Origin of the sequence: Streptomyces pilosus (assembly GCF_014649835.1) — a bacterium.
GTDB lineage: Bacteria > Actinomycetota > Actinomycetes > Streptomycetales > Streptomycetaceae > Streptomyces > Streptomyces pilosus.
Map to the genome: position 1 here is coordinate 932,432 of NZ_BMTU01000001.1, position 18,684 is coordinate 951,115.

Genomic DNA, 18,684 nt, shown 5'->3' on the forward strand with positions numbered 1-18,684 from the left:
CCGTCCCGGCCATTCCCGGCTGACCCGCGTCAGGGGCACATGGCAGGATCGGTGCTGTTCATCCCTGTCGACGACGCATGAGGAGTCCGCCCGTGCCCGGTGAGAACCTGACCCGCGACGAGGCCCGGGAGCGGGCAGCACTGCTGTCCGTCGACGGCTACGAGGTGTCCCTCGACCTGCGGTCGGCGGTCGGCGACAGCGGCGGCGAGGGCCCGCGCACCTTCCGCTCCGTGACCACCGTGCGGTTCCGCTGCGCCGAACCGGGTGCGAGCAGCTTCGCGGACCTGATCGCGCCGGGCGTGACGGCCGTGTCGCTGAACGGGCGGGACCTCGACCCCGGCCAGGTCTTCGACGGCTCGCGCCTGCTGCTGGAGGACCTCGCCGCCGAGAACGAGCTGGTCGTCGACGCGCAGTGCGCCTACTCCCGCACCGGCGAGGGCATGCACCGCTTCGTCGACCCGGAGGACGGCGAGGTGTACCTGTACACCCAGTACGAGCCCGCCGACGCCCGTCGGGTCTTCGCCAACTTCGAGCAGCCCGACCTCAAGGCCCCCTACCGCTTCGAGGTGCGGGCGCCCGAGGGCTGGACGGTGTGGAGCAACGGCGCCGGTGAACTCACCGACGGGGTGTGGCGGTTCGCCGAGACGAAGCCGATCTCGACGTACATCACGTGCGTGGTGGCGGGCCCGTACCACTACGTGACCGACACCTACGAGCGGGTCCTCGAGGACGGCACGCGTCTGGAGATCCCGCTCGGCGCGATGTGCCGCAAGGGGCTCGCCCCGCACTTCGACGCCGACGACGTGTTCCTGGTGACCAAGCAGGGCCTGGACTTCTTCCACGACCACTTCGACTACCCGTACCCGTTCGGCAAGTACGACCAGGCGTTCGTGCCGGAGTACAACCTGGGCGCGATGGAGAACCCGGGGATGGTGACCTTCCGCGAGGAGTTCATCTTCCGCGGCAAGGTGACGCGGGCCTCGTACGAGGGCCGGGCCAACGTCGTGCTGCACGAGATGGCGCACATGTGGTTCGGCGACCTGGTCACCATGGAGTGGTGGGACGACCTGTGGCTGAAGGAGTCCTTCGCCGACTTCATGGGCGCGTTCTCGCTGGTCGGGGCGACCCGCTTCACCGACGGCTGGATCACCTTCGCCAACCGCCGCAAGGCGTGGGCGTACCGGGCGGACCAGCTGCCCTCCACGCACCCGATCACCGCGGACATCCGCGACCTCCAGGACGCCAAGCTCAACTTCGACGGCATCACCTACGCCAAGGGCGCCTCGGTGCTCAAGCAGCTGGTGGCGTACGTCGGCCAGGACGCCTTCCTCGAGGGCGCCCGCCGCTACTTCAAGCGGCACGCGTACGGCAACACCCGGCTCGGTGATCTGCTGTCGGTCCTCGAGGAGACCAGCGGGCGGGACATGGGCGCGTGGGCCCGCTCGTGGCTGCAGACGGCCGGTGTCAACTCGCTCACGCCGCAGGTGCTGCTGAACGCGGACGGGCGGATCGACGAGCTCGCGGTCGTGCAGGAGGCCGCCGAGTCGCACCCCGAGCTGCGCCCGCACCGGGTGGCGGTGGGCCTGTACCGGCGCACCGGGGCGGGCACCCTGGAGCGGTACGCGCAGGCCGAGACGGACGTCGACGGGGCGCGTACGGTCGTGACGGAGCTGGCCGGCGCGGACGCGCCGGAGCTGGTGCTGGTCAACGACGACGACCTGACGTACTGCAAGACCCGCTTCGACGAGACGTCGCTGGCGACGCTGCGGGAGCACCTCGGCGCGCTGACCGACCCGCTGGCACGCGCGCTGTGCTGGTCGGCGCTGTGGAACATGACGCGCGACGCGCTGCTGCCGGCCCGGGACTTCACCGATCTGGTGCTGCGCTTCGCGGGCCGCGAGTCCGACATCGGCGTGCTCCAGATGCTGCACGCGTGGGCGGAGTCGGCGGCCGTGCACTACACCGCGCCCGAACGGCGGGAGCGGGCCGGGCGGCGGCTCGCCGAGGGCGCCGCGGCCGGACTGCGGGCGGCCGGGGCGGGCAGCGAGCACCAGCTGGCGTGGGCGAGGTTCTTCGCCCGCACGGCGGACGCGCCGGCCGACTTCGAGCTGCTGTCCTCGCTGCTGGACGGCACGGTGACCCTGCCGGGTCTGGACGTGGACCAGGAGCTGCGCTGGGCGTTCCTGGAGCCGCTGGCCGCCCACGGGGTGGCGGACGAGAAGCGGCTGGACGAGGAGCTGGCCCGCGACGACACCGCCTCCGGCAAGCGGCACCACGTGCGCTGCCTGGCCGCCCGCCCGTCGGCGGCGGTCAAGGCGCAGTGCTGGGCGCGCGTGGTGGAGTCGGACGCGCTGTCCAACGCGCTGGTGGAGGCGACGATCTCGGGCTTCGCCCAGCCGTCGCAGCGGGACCTGCTCGCGCCGTACGCGGAGAAGTACTTCGCGGCGATCGAGCGGGTGTGGAGCGAGCGGTCCATCCAGATCGGCATGGACGTGGTCCGGGGCCTGTTCCCGTCCTTCCAGGACTCGCAGGCGACGCTGGACGCGACGGACGCCTGGCTCACCGCCCACGAGGACGCGGCCCCGGCCCTGCGCCGCCTGGTCCTGGAGTCCCGCGACGACCTGGCCCGCGCACTCCGCGGCCAGGCCTGCGACACCGCGGCCGGCTGACCCCGGCCACCACCGCGGGGCCCGGCGGCACCCTCCGCCGCCGGGCCCCGCAACGGTGCGGACACCGGTGTCCGCGGTCGTTACCGAACGCGGGCAATCAAGCCGTAACCCCTGGCCCTCACCCGAACGGACCAGGGGTTTTCGGTGTCCGAACACGCGTCCTTAAGTACGGGCTTGTCCTTGTTCGTCGACGGACGTGTAACAGGGGTTCCGGGGCGGTCCGGACGCGGGAAATTGCGGGTCATGAACCACAACACGCCGCTCTCCCCCCGCCCCCCGCACCACCTGTCCACCGGCGCCGGACGCCGCGTGCTGACCCACACGCAGCTGCGCGCCCACGGCGTCCCGGCCGCGGCGGCCGGTGAGCAGTGCCGGCCCGGCGGACCGTGGCAGCAGCTCCTCCCGGGTGTCGTCCTGCTCCACCCGGGTCCGCCGACCAGCGAGGAGCGGCTGCACGCGGTGCTGCTGTACGCGGCCCGGGAGCGGACCGTGAGCGTTCCCGTCCAGCCCGGCGGCGACGAGCCGCCCGCCTCCCCCTACGGCGAGGCGATGATCACCGGGCTGGCCGCGCTGACCCTGCACGGCTTCGCCTCCGCTCCCCCGCTGCCGTCCCTGGAGGCCTTCGACGTCTTGGTCCCGCGCCTGCGCCGGCTGCGCTCGACGGGCTGCGCCCGGATCGTCCGCACGCCCGCCCTGCCCGTCCCCGAGCAGGTCACCGGCCTGCCGGTGGCACCCGTGCCGCGCGCGCTGGCCGACGCGGTGGCGGGCATCGAGGACGCGGCCCTCGTGCGCCGGCTGCTGACGGAGGCGGTGCGCGGGGGCCACTGCGACCCGGCGGCGGTGGTGCGGGAGCTGACCGGCGCGAAGCTGCTGAACCGGCCGCACGTGGTGGACGCGGTGGACTCGCTGCTGGCCGAGGGCCGGGCGCTGGCCGAGGCGCGGCTGTACCGGATGGTGCGCGACCACGGCCTGCCGGACCCCTGCTGGAACGTCGACCTGCGGCTGCCGGGCGGCCCCCTCCTCGGCGGGCTGGACGCGTACTGGCCGGAGCAGGCGGTGGCGGTGGAACTCGACACCCGGGCGCCCCGTCCGGGCCGGCGCCCCCAGGACGACGTGCAGTGGACGGAGTACGCCCGCAGGCGTGAGCTCCTGGAGCGCCTCGGCATCACGGTCGTCCACGTCACCCCGCGGGGACTGCGGGACGCGGCGGAGCAGCAGGCGGCGGTGGTGCGTACGGCACTCACCGCCGCGGCCGACCGCGATCCGGCGGCGTACGTCGTCGTCCTGCCCCGCTAGGCCGTGGGCCGGAGGGGTTCCACCGCGCTACGGCTGCGCCCGGCCCGTCGGCGGGCGTTCGCGCCACAGGCGCAGGGCGATGTCGACCAGGCGGACCCGGACCAGGCCGGGGACGGCGTCGAGGGGCTGCCAGGCGGCGAGTTCCGTGGTCCCGCCGATCTCGTCGCGGAGCTCGCCGCCGGTGACGCGGGCCTCGTAGAGCAGGCGTATCCCGTGGTGGTCGACGGTACGGCCGAGGCGGGCGGGGAAGGTGCGGCGGGTGGAGTGCACGCCGAGCAGGCGGGTGACCTCCACGAGGTGACCGGTCTCCTCCTCGACCTCCCGGCGCACGGTGTCGTAGGGGTCCTCGCCGTGTTCCGTGCCCCCGCCCGGCAGCACCCACTCCGGGACGCCGCCGGGACCCGGGGAACGGGCGAGCAGGAGCTGTCCGTCACGCACCACCACGGCGTAGGCCGCCACCCTCAACTTCTTTCGCACCAGGTGACGTTAACCGGTGCGCACAGGGGCGACTTGTCGGCTTCGCCGCTCATCTCCCCATAAGCACACCGGGGGTTTTCCCCACACCTCCCTTTCGCTTTCCGACAACCCTCGCCAAACATCAGCACCTTGCGTAAGGCTCAACGATCGTCCGGGATCGCCTTCCGGACCCTCACGGCCAGGGTCGATCGGCTCCGGTCGCTGCCGATCGTTCCTTTACTTACAAGGGATGCCGATGACCAACTCCCCCCAGCGCGATTCCATATCGGGCACCAGACGCGTGGCCCGCATCGCCGTGGCCGCCGGTCTCGTCGCCGCGCTCTCCGCGGCCGGGCCCGTCCCGCTGGCCCTCGCCGCCGACACCCCGCCCGCCGCGCCGGCCGACGCCGACGTCAAGTCCGCCCCCGAGAAGCTCGGTTCGGACGACGCCGACCTGCTGGCGGAGGCCAAGGCCGACGGCGCCAAGCACGTCACGATGATGATCGCCACCGCTCCCGGCAAGACCGAGCAGGTCGCCGAGCAGCTGAACGCGGTCAAGGGCGGCTCGGTCGGCCGGACCGACGACAAGCTCGGCTACGTCCGCGCCACCGTCCCCACCGGCAAGGCCGACGCGGCGATCGCCGCCGCCACCAAGCTCTCCTCCGTGCACGGCGTCGACCTGCGCGACGAGATCCCGCTGGACGACCCGACGCCCGCCGCGGACACCACGAAGAGCGCCAAGGGCAAGGGCAAGGGCGGCCAGAAGACCTACTCCGGCCCCGACCGGCGGACGCCCGCGGAGAACCCGTACAACCCGTCCTTCGAGACCGGTGCCGTCGACTTCGTCGAGGACAACCCGAAGGCGGACGGCCGCGGCGTCACCATCGGCATCCTCGACTCCGGTGTGGACCTCGGCCACCCCGCGCTGCAGAAGACCACCACCGGCGAGCGCAAGATCGTCGACTGGGTGACGGCGACCGACCCGATCGTCGACAACGACCGGACCTGGCGTCCGATGGTGTCCTCCGTCTCCGGGCCCACCTTCACCTACGGCGGCGCGACCTGGACGGCCCCGGCGGGCACGTACCAGATCAGCACGTTCCTGGAGTCGTACACCACCGGCGGCGACGCGGACGGCGACGCCAACCGCGACGGCGACACCACCGACTCCTGGGGCATGCTCTACGACGCGCAGGCCGGCACGGTCCGCGTCGACCTGAACAACAACCGGGACTTCTCCGACGACACCCCGATGAAGCCGTACAAGGACGGCTTCCAAATCGGGTACTTCGGCACCGACGACCCGAAGACCGACGTGGTGGAGCGCCAGCCGTTCGTCGTGGAGATCCGCAAGGACGTCCCGATGGACCCCTACGGCGGCGACTGGACCGGCAAGAAGGCCGACTTCGTCAACATCGGTGTCATCGAGGGCTCGCACGGCTCGCACGTCGCCGGCATCACGGCCGCCAACGGCCTGTTCGGCGGCCGGATGGACGGCGCCGCGCCCGGCGCGAAGCTCGTCTCCTCCCGCGCCTGCACCTGGTCCGGCGGCTGCACCAACGTGGCGCTCACCGAGGGCATGATCGACCTCGTCACCAAGCGCGGTGTCGACATCGTCAACATGTCCATCGGCGGCCTGCCGGCGCTCAACGACGGCAACAACGCCCGCGCGGAGCTCTACACCCGGCTCATCGACACCTACGGCGTCCAGCTGGTGATCTCCGCGGGCAACTCCGGCCCCGGCGCCAACACCATCGGCGACCCCGCCCTGTCGGACAAGGTCATCTCCGTCGGCGCGACCGCCTCCAAGGAGACCTGGGCCGCCAACTACGGCTCCGAGGTGCGCACCAAGTACGACATGATGCCCTTCTCCTCGCGCGGTCCGCGTGAGGACGGCGGCTTCACGCCGACCCTGGTCGCCCCCGGAGCGGCCATCAACACCATCCAGACGTGGGTCCCGGGCGCCCCGGTCGCCGAGGCGGGCTACGACCTGCCGGCCGGCTACGGCATGCTCCAGGGCACCTCGATGGCCTCCCCGCAGGCCACCGGCGCCGCCGCGCTGCTGCTGTCCGCCGCGAAGCAGAAGCGCATCGACCTCACCCCGGCGAAGCTGCGCACCGCCCTCACCTCCACCGCCGAGCACATCAAGGGTGTGCAGGCTTACGAGGAGGGCGCCGGCCTCATCGACATCGAGGACGCCTGGGACGCCATCCGCGACGGTGCCACCGCGCACGAGTACACGGTGCAGGCGCCGGTCGACACCGCGATCGACCAGTTCCTGAAGACCCCGGGCTCCGGCACGGGCCTGTACGACCGTGAGGGCGGCCTGAAGGCCGGCCAGAAGAAGACGTACGACATCACGATCACCCGTACGTCCGGTCCCGACCGTGCGCTCCGCCACGAACTCGACATCGAGAACAACGAGGGCCGCACCTTCCGCATCGTCGGCGACGACGACGTCGTGCTGCCGCTGAACAAGCCGGTCACCGTCAAGGTCCAGGCCGCGCCCGGTTCGGCCGGCATCAAGAGCGCCATCCTCGAGGTCGACGACCCGCGCACCGAGGGTGTCGACCGGCAGGTCCTGAACACCGTGGTCGTCTCGGCTCCGCTGCAGCACACCTTCTCCGCGTCGGGCACGGCCCAGCGCAACAGCAGCACCTCCTACTTCGTCACCGTGCCGGAGGGTGCGAAGACGCTGGAGATCGCGATGAGCGGGCTGAAGGCCACCAGCCAGACCCGGTTCATCGCCATCCACCCCTACGGTGTCCCGGCCGACCCGACGTCGACGGTCAACTGCTACCCGAACTACAGCAACCCGGCCAACACCTGCCGCCCCGACGTGCGTTCGTACGCGAACCCGCAGCCGGGCGTCTGGGAGATCGAGGTCGAGTCGCGCCGCACGTCGCCGCTGCTCGACAACCCGTACAAGCTGGACGTCGCCGTGCTCGGCGCGGCCTTCGACCCGGAGACCGTGACGGTGCCCGAGGCGAAGATCGGCACGCCCGCCACCGCCACCTGGACGGTGACGAACGAGGCCGCCGCCATCGACGGCAAGCTGGTGGGCGGGCCGCTCGGCTCGTCCAGGACGGAGCGTCCCGCCATCAGGACCGGCGAGAAGCGGACGACGACCGTCGAGGTGCCCGCGGGTGCCGCGTCGCTCGACGTCTCCATCGGCAACGTCTCCGACACCGCCGCCGACCTGGACCTGGCCGTCTACGACCAGGCGGGCAACCGCGTCGCCCAGTCCGCCGACGGCGACTCGGAGGAGTCGGTCTCCGTCGCCTCCCCGGCGGCCGGCACGTACACCATCGAGGTGGACGGCTACTCGGTCCCGGCCGGTTCGACGGACTACGACTACCTGGACGTGTTCTTCTCCTCCACGCTCGGCACCGTCGGCGTCGACGGCTCCGCGCCGGTGAAGCTGGGCACGGGCGACTCGGCCACCGTCTCCGGCGAGGTCACCGTCGCCGCGGCGGCTCCCGAGGGACGCGCGTTCTTCGGACGCGTGCAGCTGGTGAACGAGCGCGGCACGGTCGCGGGCCTCGGCAACGTGGCGATCGGCAAGGTCGTCCCGTAAGCGGCTGACACAGCACGCGCGGGGGCGGGCGTCCGTACGGACGCCCGCCCCTTCGTCGTCCTCAGCCGCAGGTGAGGGTGCGCGACGCCGGGAGCGAGGCGGTGATCCGGGCCCGCTCGGGGGCGATGTCCGGCTCGCCGACGACCACCGCGTCCGGGTGTTCGCCGCCGGACGGCAGGCCGACCAGCACACGGTCGCCCGGTCGCAGCGGGGACGCCCCGGCGGTGTCCCGGAGGAACGTGACCTCCCCTTCGCCCTTGTAGTACCGGTCGGCCCGCAGCGTGACGCGCTCCACGCCCGCTGCCCCCGGCACCCGCTCCACCGCCGTCACCGTGCCTTCGGCGACCAGGCGCGCGCAGGCCAGGTAGCGGGGGCTGCCGAAGGCGACGCCGCCCGCCTCCTTGGAGTCCGCGGCGGCCCCCTGGGCCGTCGAGCCGTCCGCTCCCCCGCCCTGCGTCACCAGCCAGCCCGTGCCGAGCACCAGACCGGCGGCGGCAGCGGCGACCAGCCCGCCGAGGACGGCCTTCGCCGTACGGCGGCGGTGGGGGCCGCGGGTCCCGCCGGCGGTGCGGGGACGGGCGCCCCCGCGCCCCGGCGACGCGCCCGGGAGGCGTGGCGCCGGGTCCCGTCCGGGCGCGGCGCCGGTGTCCGGCCGGTCCCCGCCGTCGTTGCCCCGGCCGTCTCCGGGGCGGGGAAGCGGTCCCGCCGACGGGGCCGGGGTGTCCCGGCTCCCGGAGGCCGGGTCGGCCGGGGGCCGTGGTGCCGCGTCCGCGGCGCCGGTGTCCGGCCGGGCCGCCGTCTCCCCGCTGCCCGCCGGGCCGGCGCCCGGCGGGCCGGCGAGGGCGTCGCCGATCGCCGTCAGCCGCTCGCGCAGCACCGCCAGGTCGGCGACGGCGGCGTCCCGCTCGGCCAGGAACTCCGGATCCCGCCGGGCCGGCTCCGGCAGGGGCTCGTCGAGGAGGGCCGCCATCAGGGCGTCCATGCCGTCGTACTCGGGTCCTGGCCCCTCGCGGGACGGGTCCCGGGACTCGTCGTGGGCGGTCATGTCACACCACCTCGTCCTCGTGCAGGCGGGCGCGCAGGGCCCGTACGGCGCTGTGCAGCCTGCTCTTGACCGTGCCCTCCGGAACACCGAGCTGCTCGGCGATCGAGCGCACCGGCAGATCGGCGTAGAAGCGCAGCACGACGACCTGGCGCTGTGCGTCGGGCAGCCGGTCCAGGCCCCGGGCGACGGCGAGGGAGAGCACACTGGTCTCCTCGCCGGAGGGCGCCTGGGTCTGCCGCAGCGCGGCCAGCCGCTCCCCGAGCCGTTCCTGGCGGCGCTTGGCCCGGTGCCAGTCCATGGCGAGGTTGGAGGCGACGACCGCCGCCCACGCCGAGACGTCCCGGGGTGCCTCCCGCCCGCTCGCGGCCCGCTCCAGCAGCCGCAGGCGGACCTGCTGCACCCCGTCCGGCAGGTCCGCCTGCGGTACCCCGCCCAGGGCGAGCACCGCCCGCACCCGGCGTTCCTGTGCCGCGTCCAGCGGGTCGTCGTCGGCAGCGACGTACGCCCCCCGGCCGCGCCGGATCCTTCCGCGCAGCACCGGCCACCCCCCTCACGCTGTTTCTCCTACGACGCCACTCGGGCCGGGAACGTTCGCGCGGGGGGCGACGGGACCGCAGAGGCGTACATCACATCTCCGTGTGGGCGGGTGCCGGCCGGGCAGGGAACCTTGCGGTCCGCGACCCCCGGTGACTGAATTCCTCCTGGTCAGCGGGGTGGCGGCCGAAGGTCCGCGGTCCCCGTCCCCGGTCCGGCCGTCCCAGTGGGCGGGCATAACGGCAAAGAAGTGGACAGGCGGGCCGTGGTCGGCCGCATCATGGAAGAGCCTCGGCCGGGCACATCAGGTACGTATCAGGACGCAGTAGGGAGTCGCCGTGAGGGTCGGAATCGTCGGAGCCACCGGTCAGGTGGGCACGGTCATGCGCAGGATCCTCAAGGAGCGGAACTTCCCGGTCACGGAGCTGCGCCTGTTCGCCTCGGCCCGCTCGGCGGGCACGGAGCTGGACGGCGTGACGGTGGAGGACGCGTCCACCGCCGACTACAGCGGCCTGGACATCGTGCTGTTCTCCGCGGGCGGCGCGACCTCGAAGGCACTGGCCGAGAAGGTCGCCGCGCAGGGGCCGGTCGTGATCGACAACTCCTCCGCCTGGCGCAAGGACCCCGAGGTGCCCCTCGTCGTCTCCGAGGTCAACCCGCACGCGATCGCGAACCGCCCCAAGGGCATCATCGCGAACCCGAACTGCACCACCATGGCCGCGATGCCGGTGCTGCGTCCGCTGCACGCGGAGGCGGGCCTGGAGGCGCTGGTCGTCGCCACCTACCAGGCGGTGTCCGGGTCGGGTCTCGCGGGCGTCGCGGAGCTGCACGGGCAGGCGCAGAAGGTGATCGGCGAGGCCGACAAGCTGACCCACGACGGTGCGGCGGTCGACTTCCCCGAGCCCGATGTCTACCGGCGCCCCATCGCCTTCAACGTGCTGCCGCTGGCCGGCAACCTCGTCGACGACGGTCTGAACGAGACCGACGAGGAGCAGAAGCTGCGCAACGAGTCGCGCAAGATCCTCGGCATCCCCGGCCTCAAGGTCTCCGGCACCTGCGTGCGCGTCCCGGTCTTCTCCGGCCACTCGCTGCAGATCAACGCCCGCTTCGCCCGCCCGATCAGCGCCGAGCGCGCGACCGAGCTGCTGGCGGAGGCGCCCGGGGTGGCCCTCACCGACATCCCCACCCCGCTCCAGGCGGCCGGCCAGGACCCGTCCTACGTGGGCCGCATCCGTCCCGACGAGACGGTGGAGAACGGCCTCGCGCTGTTCGTCTCCAGCGACAACCTCCGCAAGGGCGCCGCCCTGAACGCGGTGCAGATCGCGGAGCTGGTGGCGGCCGAGCTCAAGGGCTGAGCAGGCCGAAGGACATCACGAGGGGCGGTCACCGGGCGCGGTGACCGCCCCTCGGCGCTCCCGCAGCGCCAGGTACCGCCGCGGCGCCGCGCCGCGGGATCGAGGGGTATCCCCATGGTCCGGCTCCGTCATCGCCCGATCCCGATCCCGCGTGGAAGGATGACGCAACCCACACATAACGAGGAGATGACCGCGTGCCTGGCACAAACCTGACTCGCGAAGAGGCGCAGCAGCGGGCGAAGCTGCTGACCGTTGACTCGTACGAGATCGATCTCGATCTCTCCGGCGCGCAGGAGGGCGGCACCTACCGGTCCGTGACCACGGTGCGCTTCGACGTCGCCGAGGACGGCCACGGCGCGGAGTCGTTCATCGACCTGGTCGCTCCGACCGTGCACGAGGTGACCCTCAACGGCGACTCCCTCGACCCGGCCGAGGTCTTCGCGGATTCCCGCATCGCGCTGCCGGGCCTGCTCCGGGGCCGCAACGTGCTGCGGGTGGAGGCGGACTGCGCCTACACCAACACGGGTGAGGGCCTGCACCGCTTCGTCGACCCGGTGGACGACCAGGCGTACCTGTACACCCAGTTCGAGGTGCCGGACGCCCGCCGCGTCTTCGCGAGCTTCGAGCAGCCGGACCTCAAGGCGACCTTCCGGTTCACCGTGAAGGCGCCGGAGGGCTGGACCGTCGTCTCCAACTCGCCGACGCCGGAGCCGCGCGACAACGTCTGGGAGTTCGCGCCGACCCCGCGCATCTCGACGTACATCACGGCGCTGGTCGCCGGCCCGTACCACTCCGTGCACAGCGTGTACGAGAAGGACGGCCAGTCCGTGCCGCTCGGCATCTACTGCCGGCCCTCGCTCGCCGAGCACCTCGACGCGGACGCGATCTTCGCGGTGACCCGGCAGGGCTTCGAGTGGTTCCAGGAGAAGTTCGACTACGCGTACCCGTTCGAGAAGTACGACCAGCTGTTCGTGCCGGAGTTCAACGCGGGCGCGATGGAGAACGCGGGCGCGGTGACCATCCGGGACCAGTACGTGTTCCGGTCCAAGGTGACCGACGCCGCGTACGAGGTGCGGGCCGCCACGATCCTGCACGAGCTGGCCCACATGTGGTTCGGCGACCTGGTCACCATGGAGTGGTGGAACGACCTGTGGCTGAACGAGTCGTTCGCCACCTACGCCGAGGCCGCCTGCCAGGCCGACGCGCCCGGCTCGAAGTGGCCGCACTCGTGGACGACGTTCGCGAACTCCATGAAGACCTGGGCCTACCGCCAGGACCAGCTGCCGTCCACGCACCCGATCATGGCGGACATCCGCGACCTGGACGACGTGCTCGTCAACTTCGACGGCATCACGTACGCCAAGGGCGCCTCGGTGCTGAAGCAGCTCGTCGCCTACGTCGGTGAGGACGCGTTCTTCCGGGGCGTACAGGCGTACTTCAAGCGCCACGCGTACGGCAACACGCGCCTGTCCGACCTGCTGGGCGCGCTGGAGGAGACCTCCGGCCGCGACCTGAGGACCTGGTCGAAGCAGTGGCTGGAGACGGCCGGCATCAACGTGCTGCGCCCGGAGATCGAGACGGACGGCAACGGTGTCATCACCTCCTTCGCCATCCGCCAGGAGGCCCCCGCGCTCCCGGCCGGCGCGAAGGGCGAGCCGACCCTGCGCCCGCACCGCATCGCGATCGGCCTGTACGACCTCGACGGGTCGACCGGCAAGCTGGTGCGCGGCGACCGAGTGGAACTGGACGTCGACGGCGAGCTGACCGAGGTGCCGCAGCTGGCCGGCAAGCCCCGTCCGGCCGTCGTCCTGCTCAACGACGACGACCTGTCCTACGCCAAGGTCCGCCTGGACGAGCAGTCCCTGGCCTTCGTCACGGAGCACCTGGGCGACTTCGCGTCCTCCCTGCCGCGCGCGCTGTGCTGGGCCTCCGCCTGGGACATGACCCGGGACGCGGAGCTCCCCGCCCGCGACTACCTCTCGCTCGTGCTGTCGGGCATCGGCAAGGAGTCCGACATCGGTGTCGTGCAGTCGCTGCACCGCCAGGTGAAGCTGGCGATCGACCTGTACACCGACCCGGGCGCCCGCGAGTCGCTGCTGGCCCGCTGGACCGACGCCACGCTGGCCCACCTGCGGACCGCCGAGCCGGCGAGCGACCACCAGCTCGCGTGGGCACGCGCCTTCGCGGCGACCGCCCGCACCCCGGAGCAGCTCGACCTGCTGGAGGCGCTGCTGGCCGGCACGCAGACCGTCGAGGGGCTGGCCGTGGACACGGAGCTGCGCTGGGCGTTCGTGCAGCGGCTGGCGGCGGTGGGCCGCTACGACGAGGCGGAGATCGCGGACGAGTACGAGCGGGACCGGACGGCGGCCGGCGAGCGGCACGCCGCGACCGCCCGCGCGGCCCGCCCGACCGAGGAGGCCAAGGCGGAGGCGTGGGCCTCGGTCGTCGACTCCGACAAGCTGCCGAACGCCGTGCAGGAAGCGGTCATCGCCGGCTTCGTCCAGACCGACCAGCGCGAGCTGCTGGCCCCGTACACCGACCGGTACTTCGAGGTGCTGGCGGACGTCTGGGCGTCCCGCTCGCACGAGATGGCCCAGCAGATCGCCGTCGGCCTCTACCCGGGCATCCAGGTGTCCGGCGAGACCCTCGACAGGACCGACGCCTGGCTGACCGCGACCTCCCCCAACGCGGCCCTGCGCCGCCTGGTCTCGGAGTCCCGCGCGGGAGTCGAACGCGCCCTGCGCGCCCAGGCGGCGGACGCGGGGGCGTAGACCCCGTACGCCCCGGGGACGAGGGGCGCCCGGCTTCGTGCCGGGCGCCCCTCGCCGGTTCCGCGGCCCACCGCGCAGGCGTCCTGGTCGGGCGTGAGCCGCACCGGCGGTGACGCGCCGCCGGTGCGGCGGGACCACCGTCCGTCCGAGGGCCGGCGGGAACCGGAGCGTCCAGCCGTCCACCGGTGCGGGGCCGGTTCAGGTGACGGTGCAGGTGACGGTGAGATCGACCGTCGCGCCGGTGCCCCGGGCCGTCACCTTCCGGTCCACCCGGCAGGCGGGCTCCGCCCGCGCAGGCCGGCGGGCAGGTCGTCCACCGCGTGGGACCCGCCGTCGGCGGTGGTGCCGATCCAGGTCACCCGGGTCGGCATCCCGCGGTCGCCTCAACGGGGACCTTCGGCGGTTCCCCGGCCGCGCGCGGGGCGCGGGAGGGCGCGAGCGCGTCGGGGGCGGGACGGGGACGTGGGGTGATCTGGCCCGCCACCGTCGCGCCGAACGCAAGCGCCATGCCGGCCAGCTGGAGCGGCGTCAGGGTCTCGCCGAGGGCCGCCCGGCCGACCACCGCCGCCGTGAGCGGGGAGAGCGGGCCGAGGAAGGTGACCTGGGTGGCGGTGAGCCGGCCGATGCCGCGGAACCAGAGCCAGTAGGCGATCGCCGTGTTCGCCAGCGCGAGGTAGAGGTGGCCCCCGATCGCCGGGGCGTCCAGGGCGGGCGGGGCGCCCTCGGCCAGCAGGGCGACGGGGGCGATCAGCAGGCCGCCCGCGGTGAGCTGCCAGCCGGTGAGGGCGAGGGGTCCCACGCCGTCCGGGCGGCCCCACCGCTGGGTGAGCACGGTGCCCGCGGACATGGACGCGGTGGCGGCGAGGGCGGCGAGCACGCCGACCGGGTCCAGCGCCCCGGCCGCCTTCAGCACGACCAGGCTGACACCGGACGCCGCGACGACCCCGGTGAGGACGCTCCGGGCCGTCGGCCGCTGCCCCAGCAGCGGGGCCGAGAGGGCGACCACGAGCAGGGGACCGGCCGAGCCGACGACCGCCGCCATGCCGCCGGGCAGCCGGTAGGCGGAGAGGAACAGCAGCGGGAAGAAGGCCCCGATGTTGAGCGCGCCGAGCACCGCCGACTTCCACCACCAGGCACCGCGCGGCAGCACGCGGACGAGGGCGAGCAGGACCAGTCCGGCCGGCAGCGCGCGCAGCAGGCCGGTGAACAGGGGGCGGTCCGGCGGGAGGAACTCCGTGGTGACGGCGTAGGTGGTGCCCCAGGAGACGGGCGCGAGGGCGGTGAGGGCGACGAGAGCCGTGCGGGCGCGGCGCGGGGACATGGACACCCCTTCCAGTAGGTCGCAAGTAGCTTACTCGCAAGCTACTTATTGTCGAGCCACTTTCTTGCGGGTGATCCCGCGGGCGCGGATACTCCTCGCCATGAGCACATCCCAGGAGCCGCGCGCCCAGGATCCCGTCGACGCGATCGTCGAGCAGTGGGCGCGGGTGCGGCCCGATCTCGACACGGCCGGCATGGAGGTCTTCGGGCGCGTCTTCCGGCTCGCGCGCGCCATGGGCGACCGGATGGAGAAGGCGTACGCCCGGTACGGCATCTCGCGCGGGGAGTTCGACGTGCTGGCCACCCTGCGGCGGGCCGGGGAGCCCTACACGCTCTCCCCGCGGGAGCTCTCGGGCGCGCTGATGCTGACCACCGGCGGGATGACGGGGCGGCTCGACAAGCTGGAGCGGGCGGGGCTGCTGCGCCGCTCCCCCGATCCGCACGACCGGCGCGGGCTCCAGGTCACGCTCACCGAGGAGGGGCTGGAGCTGATCGACCGGGCGGTCGGCGCGGGGCTCGCCGAGCAGACGGAGGCGCTGGCCGCGCTCGGCGGGGAGCGGGCGGCGCAGTTGTCCTCGCTGCTGCGGGAGTTGCTGTCGGCCACCGAGCGACAGGGGATGCCCTGACGGGGACGGGCCGGGCGTCCCTCACGGAGGGCAGCGCGGAGGGCGCCGGCGTCCGCTCGTCGCGGTGCCGGCGCCCTCGGTCACGTGCGTGGTGGGTGCTCCGGGTCAGGCCTTGGCTTCGGCCTTCGTGCTGATGTTGGAGCTGGTGACGTCCTTCTTCTTGTGCGACTTGTCGCCGACCGTCACCAGCCCGGCGATGATCACGAAGAGGGCGATCGGGGCCAGGACGTAGAGACCCAGCGTCTCGACGACGCTCAGGCCCGTGCCGGGGTCGTCGCCGTCGTCGCGGGTGAGCGCGAGCGCGGGGGACGTCATGAGCAGCATCATCAGCGTCGTACCGGCTGCCAGGGCGCCGGCGCGCAGGGCGTTCTTCTTGTCCACGCTCCCCAACGTATCGAACCCGGTTCAGGTGTGCGCGGCCGGGGTGTCGTAAGGGGCGGGGCCGTCACGGGGCGGGGTCGGCCAGGGTCGCCAGCAGGGCCCGCAGCCGGGGTGCGGCCGTCAGGTCCTCCAGCGTCACCGGGCGGCCCTCCGCGTCCGCGATCGGCAGGCGCCAGTTCGGGTACTGGTCCCACGTACCCGGCAGGTTCTGCGGACGGCGGTCGCCGACTCCGTCCGGGAGCCACACGCCGATCATCCGGGCGGGGGTGCGCATCAGGTACCGGTGCACGGCCCGGATCTCGGCCTCCTCCCCGGCCCCCTCCTCCAGCAGCCCCAGCCGGCGCAGCAGCTCCCGCCACTCCCCCACGTCCGCCGCCGCCTCCGCGCGCTCCTCCGCCAGGGGCCGGGCGAGCAGCCCCAGGCGGTCCCGGAGCTCCACGTGCTCCCCGCCGAGCCGCGACGCCGTGGGCGGCAGGTCGTGGGTGGTGGCCGTGGCCAGGCAGTCCGCGCGCCAGGTGTCCGGCGGCAGCGGGCGGCGGTCGCCCTCCCAGTCCCGCTCGAACCACAGCACCGAGGTGCCGTACACCCCGCGCTCGCGCAGCGCCTCGCGTACGCCCGGCTCCACGGTCCCCAGGTCCTCGCCGATCACCGGCGCCCCGGCGCGCGAGGCCTCCAGGACCAGCACGGCGAGCATCGCCTCGGCGTCGTAGCGGACGTAGGTGCCCTCCGTGGGCGGGTGGCCCTCGGGGACCCACCAGAGCCGGAACAGGCCCATCACGTGGTCGATGCGCAACGCCCCCGCGTACCGGAACAGGGCCCGCAGCAGGGCGCGGAAGGGCGCGTACCCGGACTCGGCGAGGCGGTCGGGGCGCCAGGGCGGCAGCCCCCAGTCCTGTCCGCGCGCGTTGAAGGCGTCCGGGGGCGCCCCGACGGACATGCCGGCTGCGAAGTGGTCCTGCTGCGCCCAGGCGTCGGCACCGGCCGGATGGACGCCCACGGCGAGGTCGTGGACGATCCCGACCGGCATCCCGGCCTCGCGCGCGGTGCGCTGGGCGGCGGTGAGCTGGGCGTCGGTGAGCCAGACCAGACGGGAGTGGAAGTCGACACGGTCCGCCAGGTCCCGGCGGGCGCGTGCGGTGCCGGGTGAACGGGGATCGCGCAGCTCGGCGGGCCAGCGGCGCCAGTCGGCGCCGTGCACCTCGGCGAGGGCGTACCAGGTGGCGTGGTCCTGGAGGGCCTGCCCCTGCGCGGCGCGGAAGTCGGCGTAGGCGGCCCGGCGGCCGGGGGCGAGCGGCACCTCGTGGACCAGTTCCAGGGCCTCCCGCTTGGTCTCCCAGACGGCGTCCCGGTCGATCAGCGCGTCCTTGTCCAGCACCGCCTCGCGCAGCCGGGCGGCCCGCTCCAGCAGGGCGCGGACGCGGTCGCGGTCGGCGACGTACGCGAACTCGGGGACGTCCTCGACCCGCAGGTGGACGGGGTCGGGGAAGCGGCGGGAGGAGGGACGGTAGGGCGAGGGGTCGGTCGGGGGGCCGGGGACGGCCGCGTGCAGCGGGTTGACCTGGACGAATCCGGCGCCGAGGGTGCGTCCGGCCCAGCCGGCGAGTTCACCGAGGTCGGCGAGGTCGCCCATGCCCCAGGAGCGGCGGGAGAGGAGCGAGTAGAGCTGCACCAGCAGGCCGTAGGAACGCCCACGCGGCGCGGGCAGCCGGGGCGGGGCGACGATCAGGTGGGCGCGGGCGGTGCGGCCGTCGGGCGCGGTGGCGGTCAGGTCGTGCACGCCGGGCGGGAGGTTCCGGGCCGCGGTGAGGGTCTCGCCCTGCTCGGTGCGGACGCCCAGCCGGGTGCCGTCGGGCAGCCCGGCGAGGGCGGCCGGGGTGGCGGTGCCCCAGGCGACCACGGTGGGGGGCAGCAGCCGTGCGCCCTGTTCGCGTTCGCGGGCCGTGAGGGCGGCGCGGACGGCGTCCGGGCCCGCCGCGTCCACGCCGAGGGCGGCCAGCGCGAGGGTGACGGCGGTGGCCGAGGCCGTGACCGTGCGGTCCGGCGAGGGGCTGTAGGAGGTGGCGACGCCGTACAGGGCGGCGAGCCGGGACAGGTCCGCGGAAGGGGGCTCGGCCGGCCGGGGCGCGGTCACCCTAGGGCTCCGGGCGGTACTGGGCCGGGAAGGAGTCGAGTCCGGAGGCGTCCGAGGAGTCCACGCAGGCGTCGGACTCGCTGGTCAGGGGGGTGGCATCGGCGAGCGGCGGTTCGCTGGTGAGCGGTTCGGCGTCGGGCAGCGGGGGTTCGCTGGTCAGCGGGAGTTCGGCGCAGGGGCCCTCCGCGCTGAACGCGCAGAGGTGGAGGTCGTCGGCGGAGGTCTCCGCCACGGGTTTGGACAGGGCCGGGGAAGGAACGTACGCGGGTGCGGTCACGGATGGTCTCCTCGTCGAGCACGGTGCGCGGATCACGCGGACGTGCGGGATGCGGGTGGTGCGGTCGTGCGGGTCGGGTTATCCCGCAGCCCTACCCAGCGGACGCGATGCCAGACGCCCCGGGGCTTCCAACGTGATCCTGCTCACATTCTGTTTTCATGCCCTCCCTCCACGGTGGGACAAACGCGCCACAACGGCCACTCTCATTGACACGTTCACCGCCGAGGTGGTGGGCTCGGGTTTCCC

General features: G+C 73.6%; 13 protein-coding genes. 6 read left to right on the forward strand and 7 right to left on the reverse strand.

The window, feature by feature from the left end:
- Positions 1 to 92: 92 nt before the first annotated feature.
- Both pepN (IE118_RS04215) and IE118_RS04220 read left to right on the forward strand, forming a co-directional pair.
- A complete protein-coding gene (gene pepN / locus IE118_RS04215; RefSeq protein WP_189555853.1) occupies positions 93 to 2,669 on the forward strand; it encodes an aminopeptidase N in 2,577 nt (858 codons plus the stop codon).
- Positions 2,670 to 2,912: 243 nt separating this feature from the next.
- Positions 2,913 to 3,965 carry a putative endonuclease domain-containing protein gene (locus IE118_RS04220; RefSeq protein ID WP_189555854.1) on the forward strand — a complete coding sequence of 351 codons (1,053 nt, stop codon included), beginning with the start codon at positions 2,913 to 2,915 and terminating at the stop codon, positions 3,963 to 3,965.
- Between the two features lie 27 nt (positions 3,966 to 3,992).
- Here the strand turns inward: IE118_RS04220 and IE118_RS04225 are convergent, their stop codons facing one another.
- A complete protein-coding gene (locus tag IE118_RS04225; RefSeq protein ID WP_373303151.1) occupies positions 3,993 to 4,442 on the reverse strand; it encodes an NUDIX hydrolase in 450 nt (149 codons plus the stop codon).
- A 235-nt stretch (positions 4,443 to 4,677) separates the two neighbouring features.
- Here IE118_RS04225 and IE118_RS04230 point away from each other — a divergent pair, with 235 nt between their 5' ends.
- Entirely contained in the window at positions 4,678 to 7,998 is a 3,321-nt protein-coding gene (locus IE118_RS04230; protein ID WP_189555855.1) for a S8 family serine peptidase, read from the forward strand.
- A gap of 61 nt (positions 7,999 to 8,059) precedes the next feature.
- Here IE118_RS04230 and IE118_RS04235 read toward each other — a convergent pair whose 3' ends face one another.
- Positions 8,060 to 9,043: a hypothetical protein gene (locus tag IE118_RS04235; RefSeq protein WP_189555856.1), complete on the reverse strand. Its 984-nt coding sequence runs from the start codon at positions 9,041 to 9,043 to the stop codon at positions 8,060 to 8,062.
- 1 nt (position 9,044) lies between these two features.
- Positions 9,045 to 9,581, reverse strand: coding sequence for an RNA polymerase sigma factor (locus IE118_RS04240; RefSeq protein ID WP_189555857.1), 537 nt, complete (start codon positions 9,579 to 9,581; stop codon positions 9,045 to 9,047).
- 334 nt (positions 9,582 to 9,915) lie between these two features.
- Between IE118_RS04240 and IE118_RS04245 the strand changes: the two genes are divergently transcribed.
- Positions 9,916 to 10,932, forward strand: a complete 1,017-nt coding sequence (locus tag IE118_RS04245) for an aspartate-semialdehyde dehydrogenase (RefSeq protein ID WP_189555858.1) — start codon at positions 9,916 to 9,918, stop codon at positions 10,930 to 10,932.
- Between the two features lie 194 nt (positions 10,933 to 11,126).
- The gene (pepN, locus tag IE118_RS04250; RefSeq protein ID WP_189555859.1) at positions 11,127 to 13,703 is read left to right on the forward strand and encodes an aminopeptidase N; all 2,577 of its coding nucleotides are present in this window, start codon (positions 11,127 to 11,129) and stop codon (positions 13,701 to 13,703) included.
- Between the two features lie 355 nt (positions 13,704 to 14,058).
- Here pepN (IE118_RS04250) and IE118_RS04255 read toward each other — a convergent pair whose 3' ends face one another.
- Positions 14,059 to 15,024, reverse strand: coding sequence for an EamA family transporter (locus IE118_RS04255; RefSeq protein WP_189555860.1), 966 nt, complete (start codon positions 15,022 to 15,024; stop codon positions 14,059 to 14,061).
- 100 nt (positions 15,025 to 15,124) lie between these two features.
- Between IE118_RS04255 and IE118_RS04260 the strand changes: the two genes are divergently transcribed.
- On the forward strand, positions 15,125 to 15,649 hold the full coding sequence (locus IE118_RS04260) for a MarR family winged helix-turn-helix transcriptional regulator (RefSeq protein ID WP_189555861.1): 525 nt from the start codon (positions 15,125 to 15,127) through the stop codon (positions 15,647 to 15,649).
- Positions 15,650 to 15,754: 105 nt separating this feature from the next.
- Here the strand turns inward: IE118_RS04260 and IE118_RS04265 are convergent, their stop codons facing one another.
- The 3 genes from IE118_RS04265 to IE118_RS04275 form a co-directional block, all read right to left on the reverse strand.
- Complete coding sequence (locus IE118_RS04265) at positions 15,755 to 16,030, reverse strand: hypothetical protein (RefSeq protein ID WP_189555862.1); 276 nt, start codon at positions 16,028 to 16,030, stop codon at positions 15,755 to 15,757.
- Positions 16,031 to 16,094: 64 nt separating this feature from the next.
- Positions 16,095 to 18,161 (reverse strand): 4-alpha-glucanotransferase, encoded by a 2,067-nt coding sequence (malQ, locus tag IE118_RS04270; protein ID WP_189555863.1) that lies wholly within the window; start codon positions 18,159 to 18,161, stop codon positions 16,095 to 16,097.
- Position 18,162: 1 nt separating this feature from the next.
- Positions 18,163 to 18,438 (reverse strand): hypothetical protein, encoded by a 276-nt coding sequence (locus IE118_RS04275; protein WP_189555864.1) that lies wholly within the window; start codon positions 18,436 to 18,438, stop codon positions 18,163 to 18,165.
- Positions 18,439 to 18,684 lie beyond the last annotated feature (246 nt).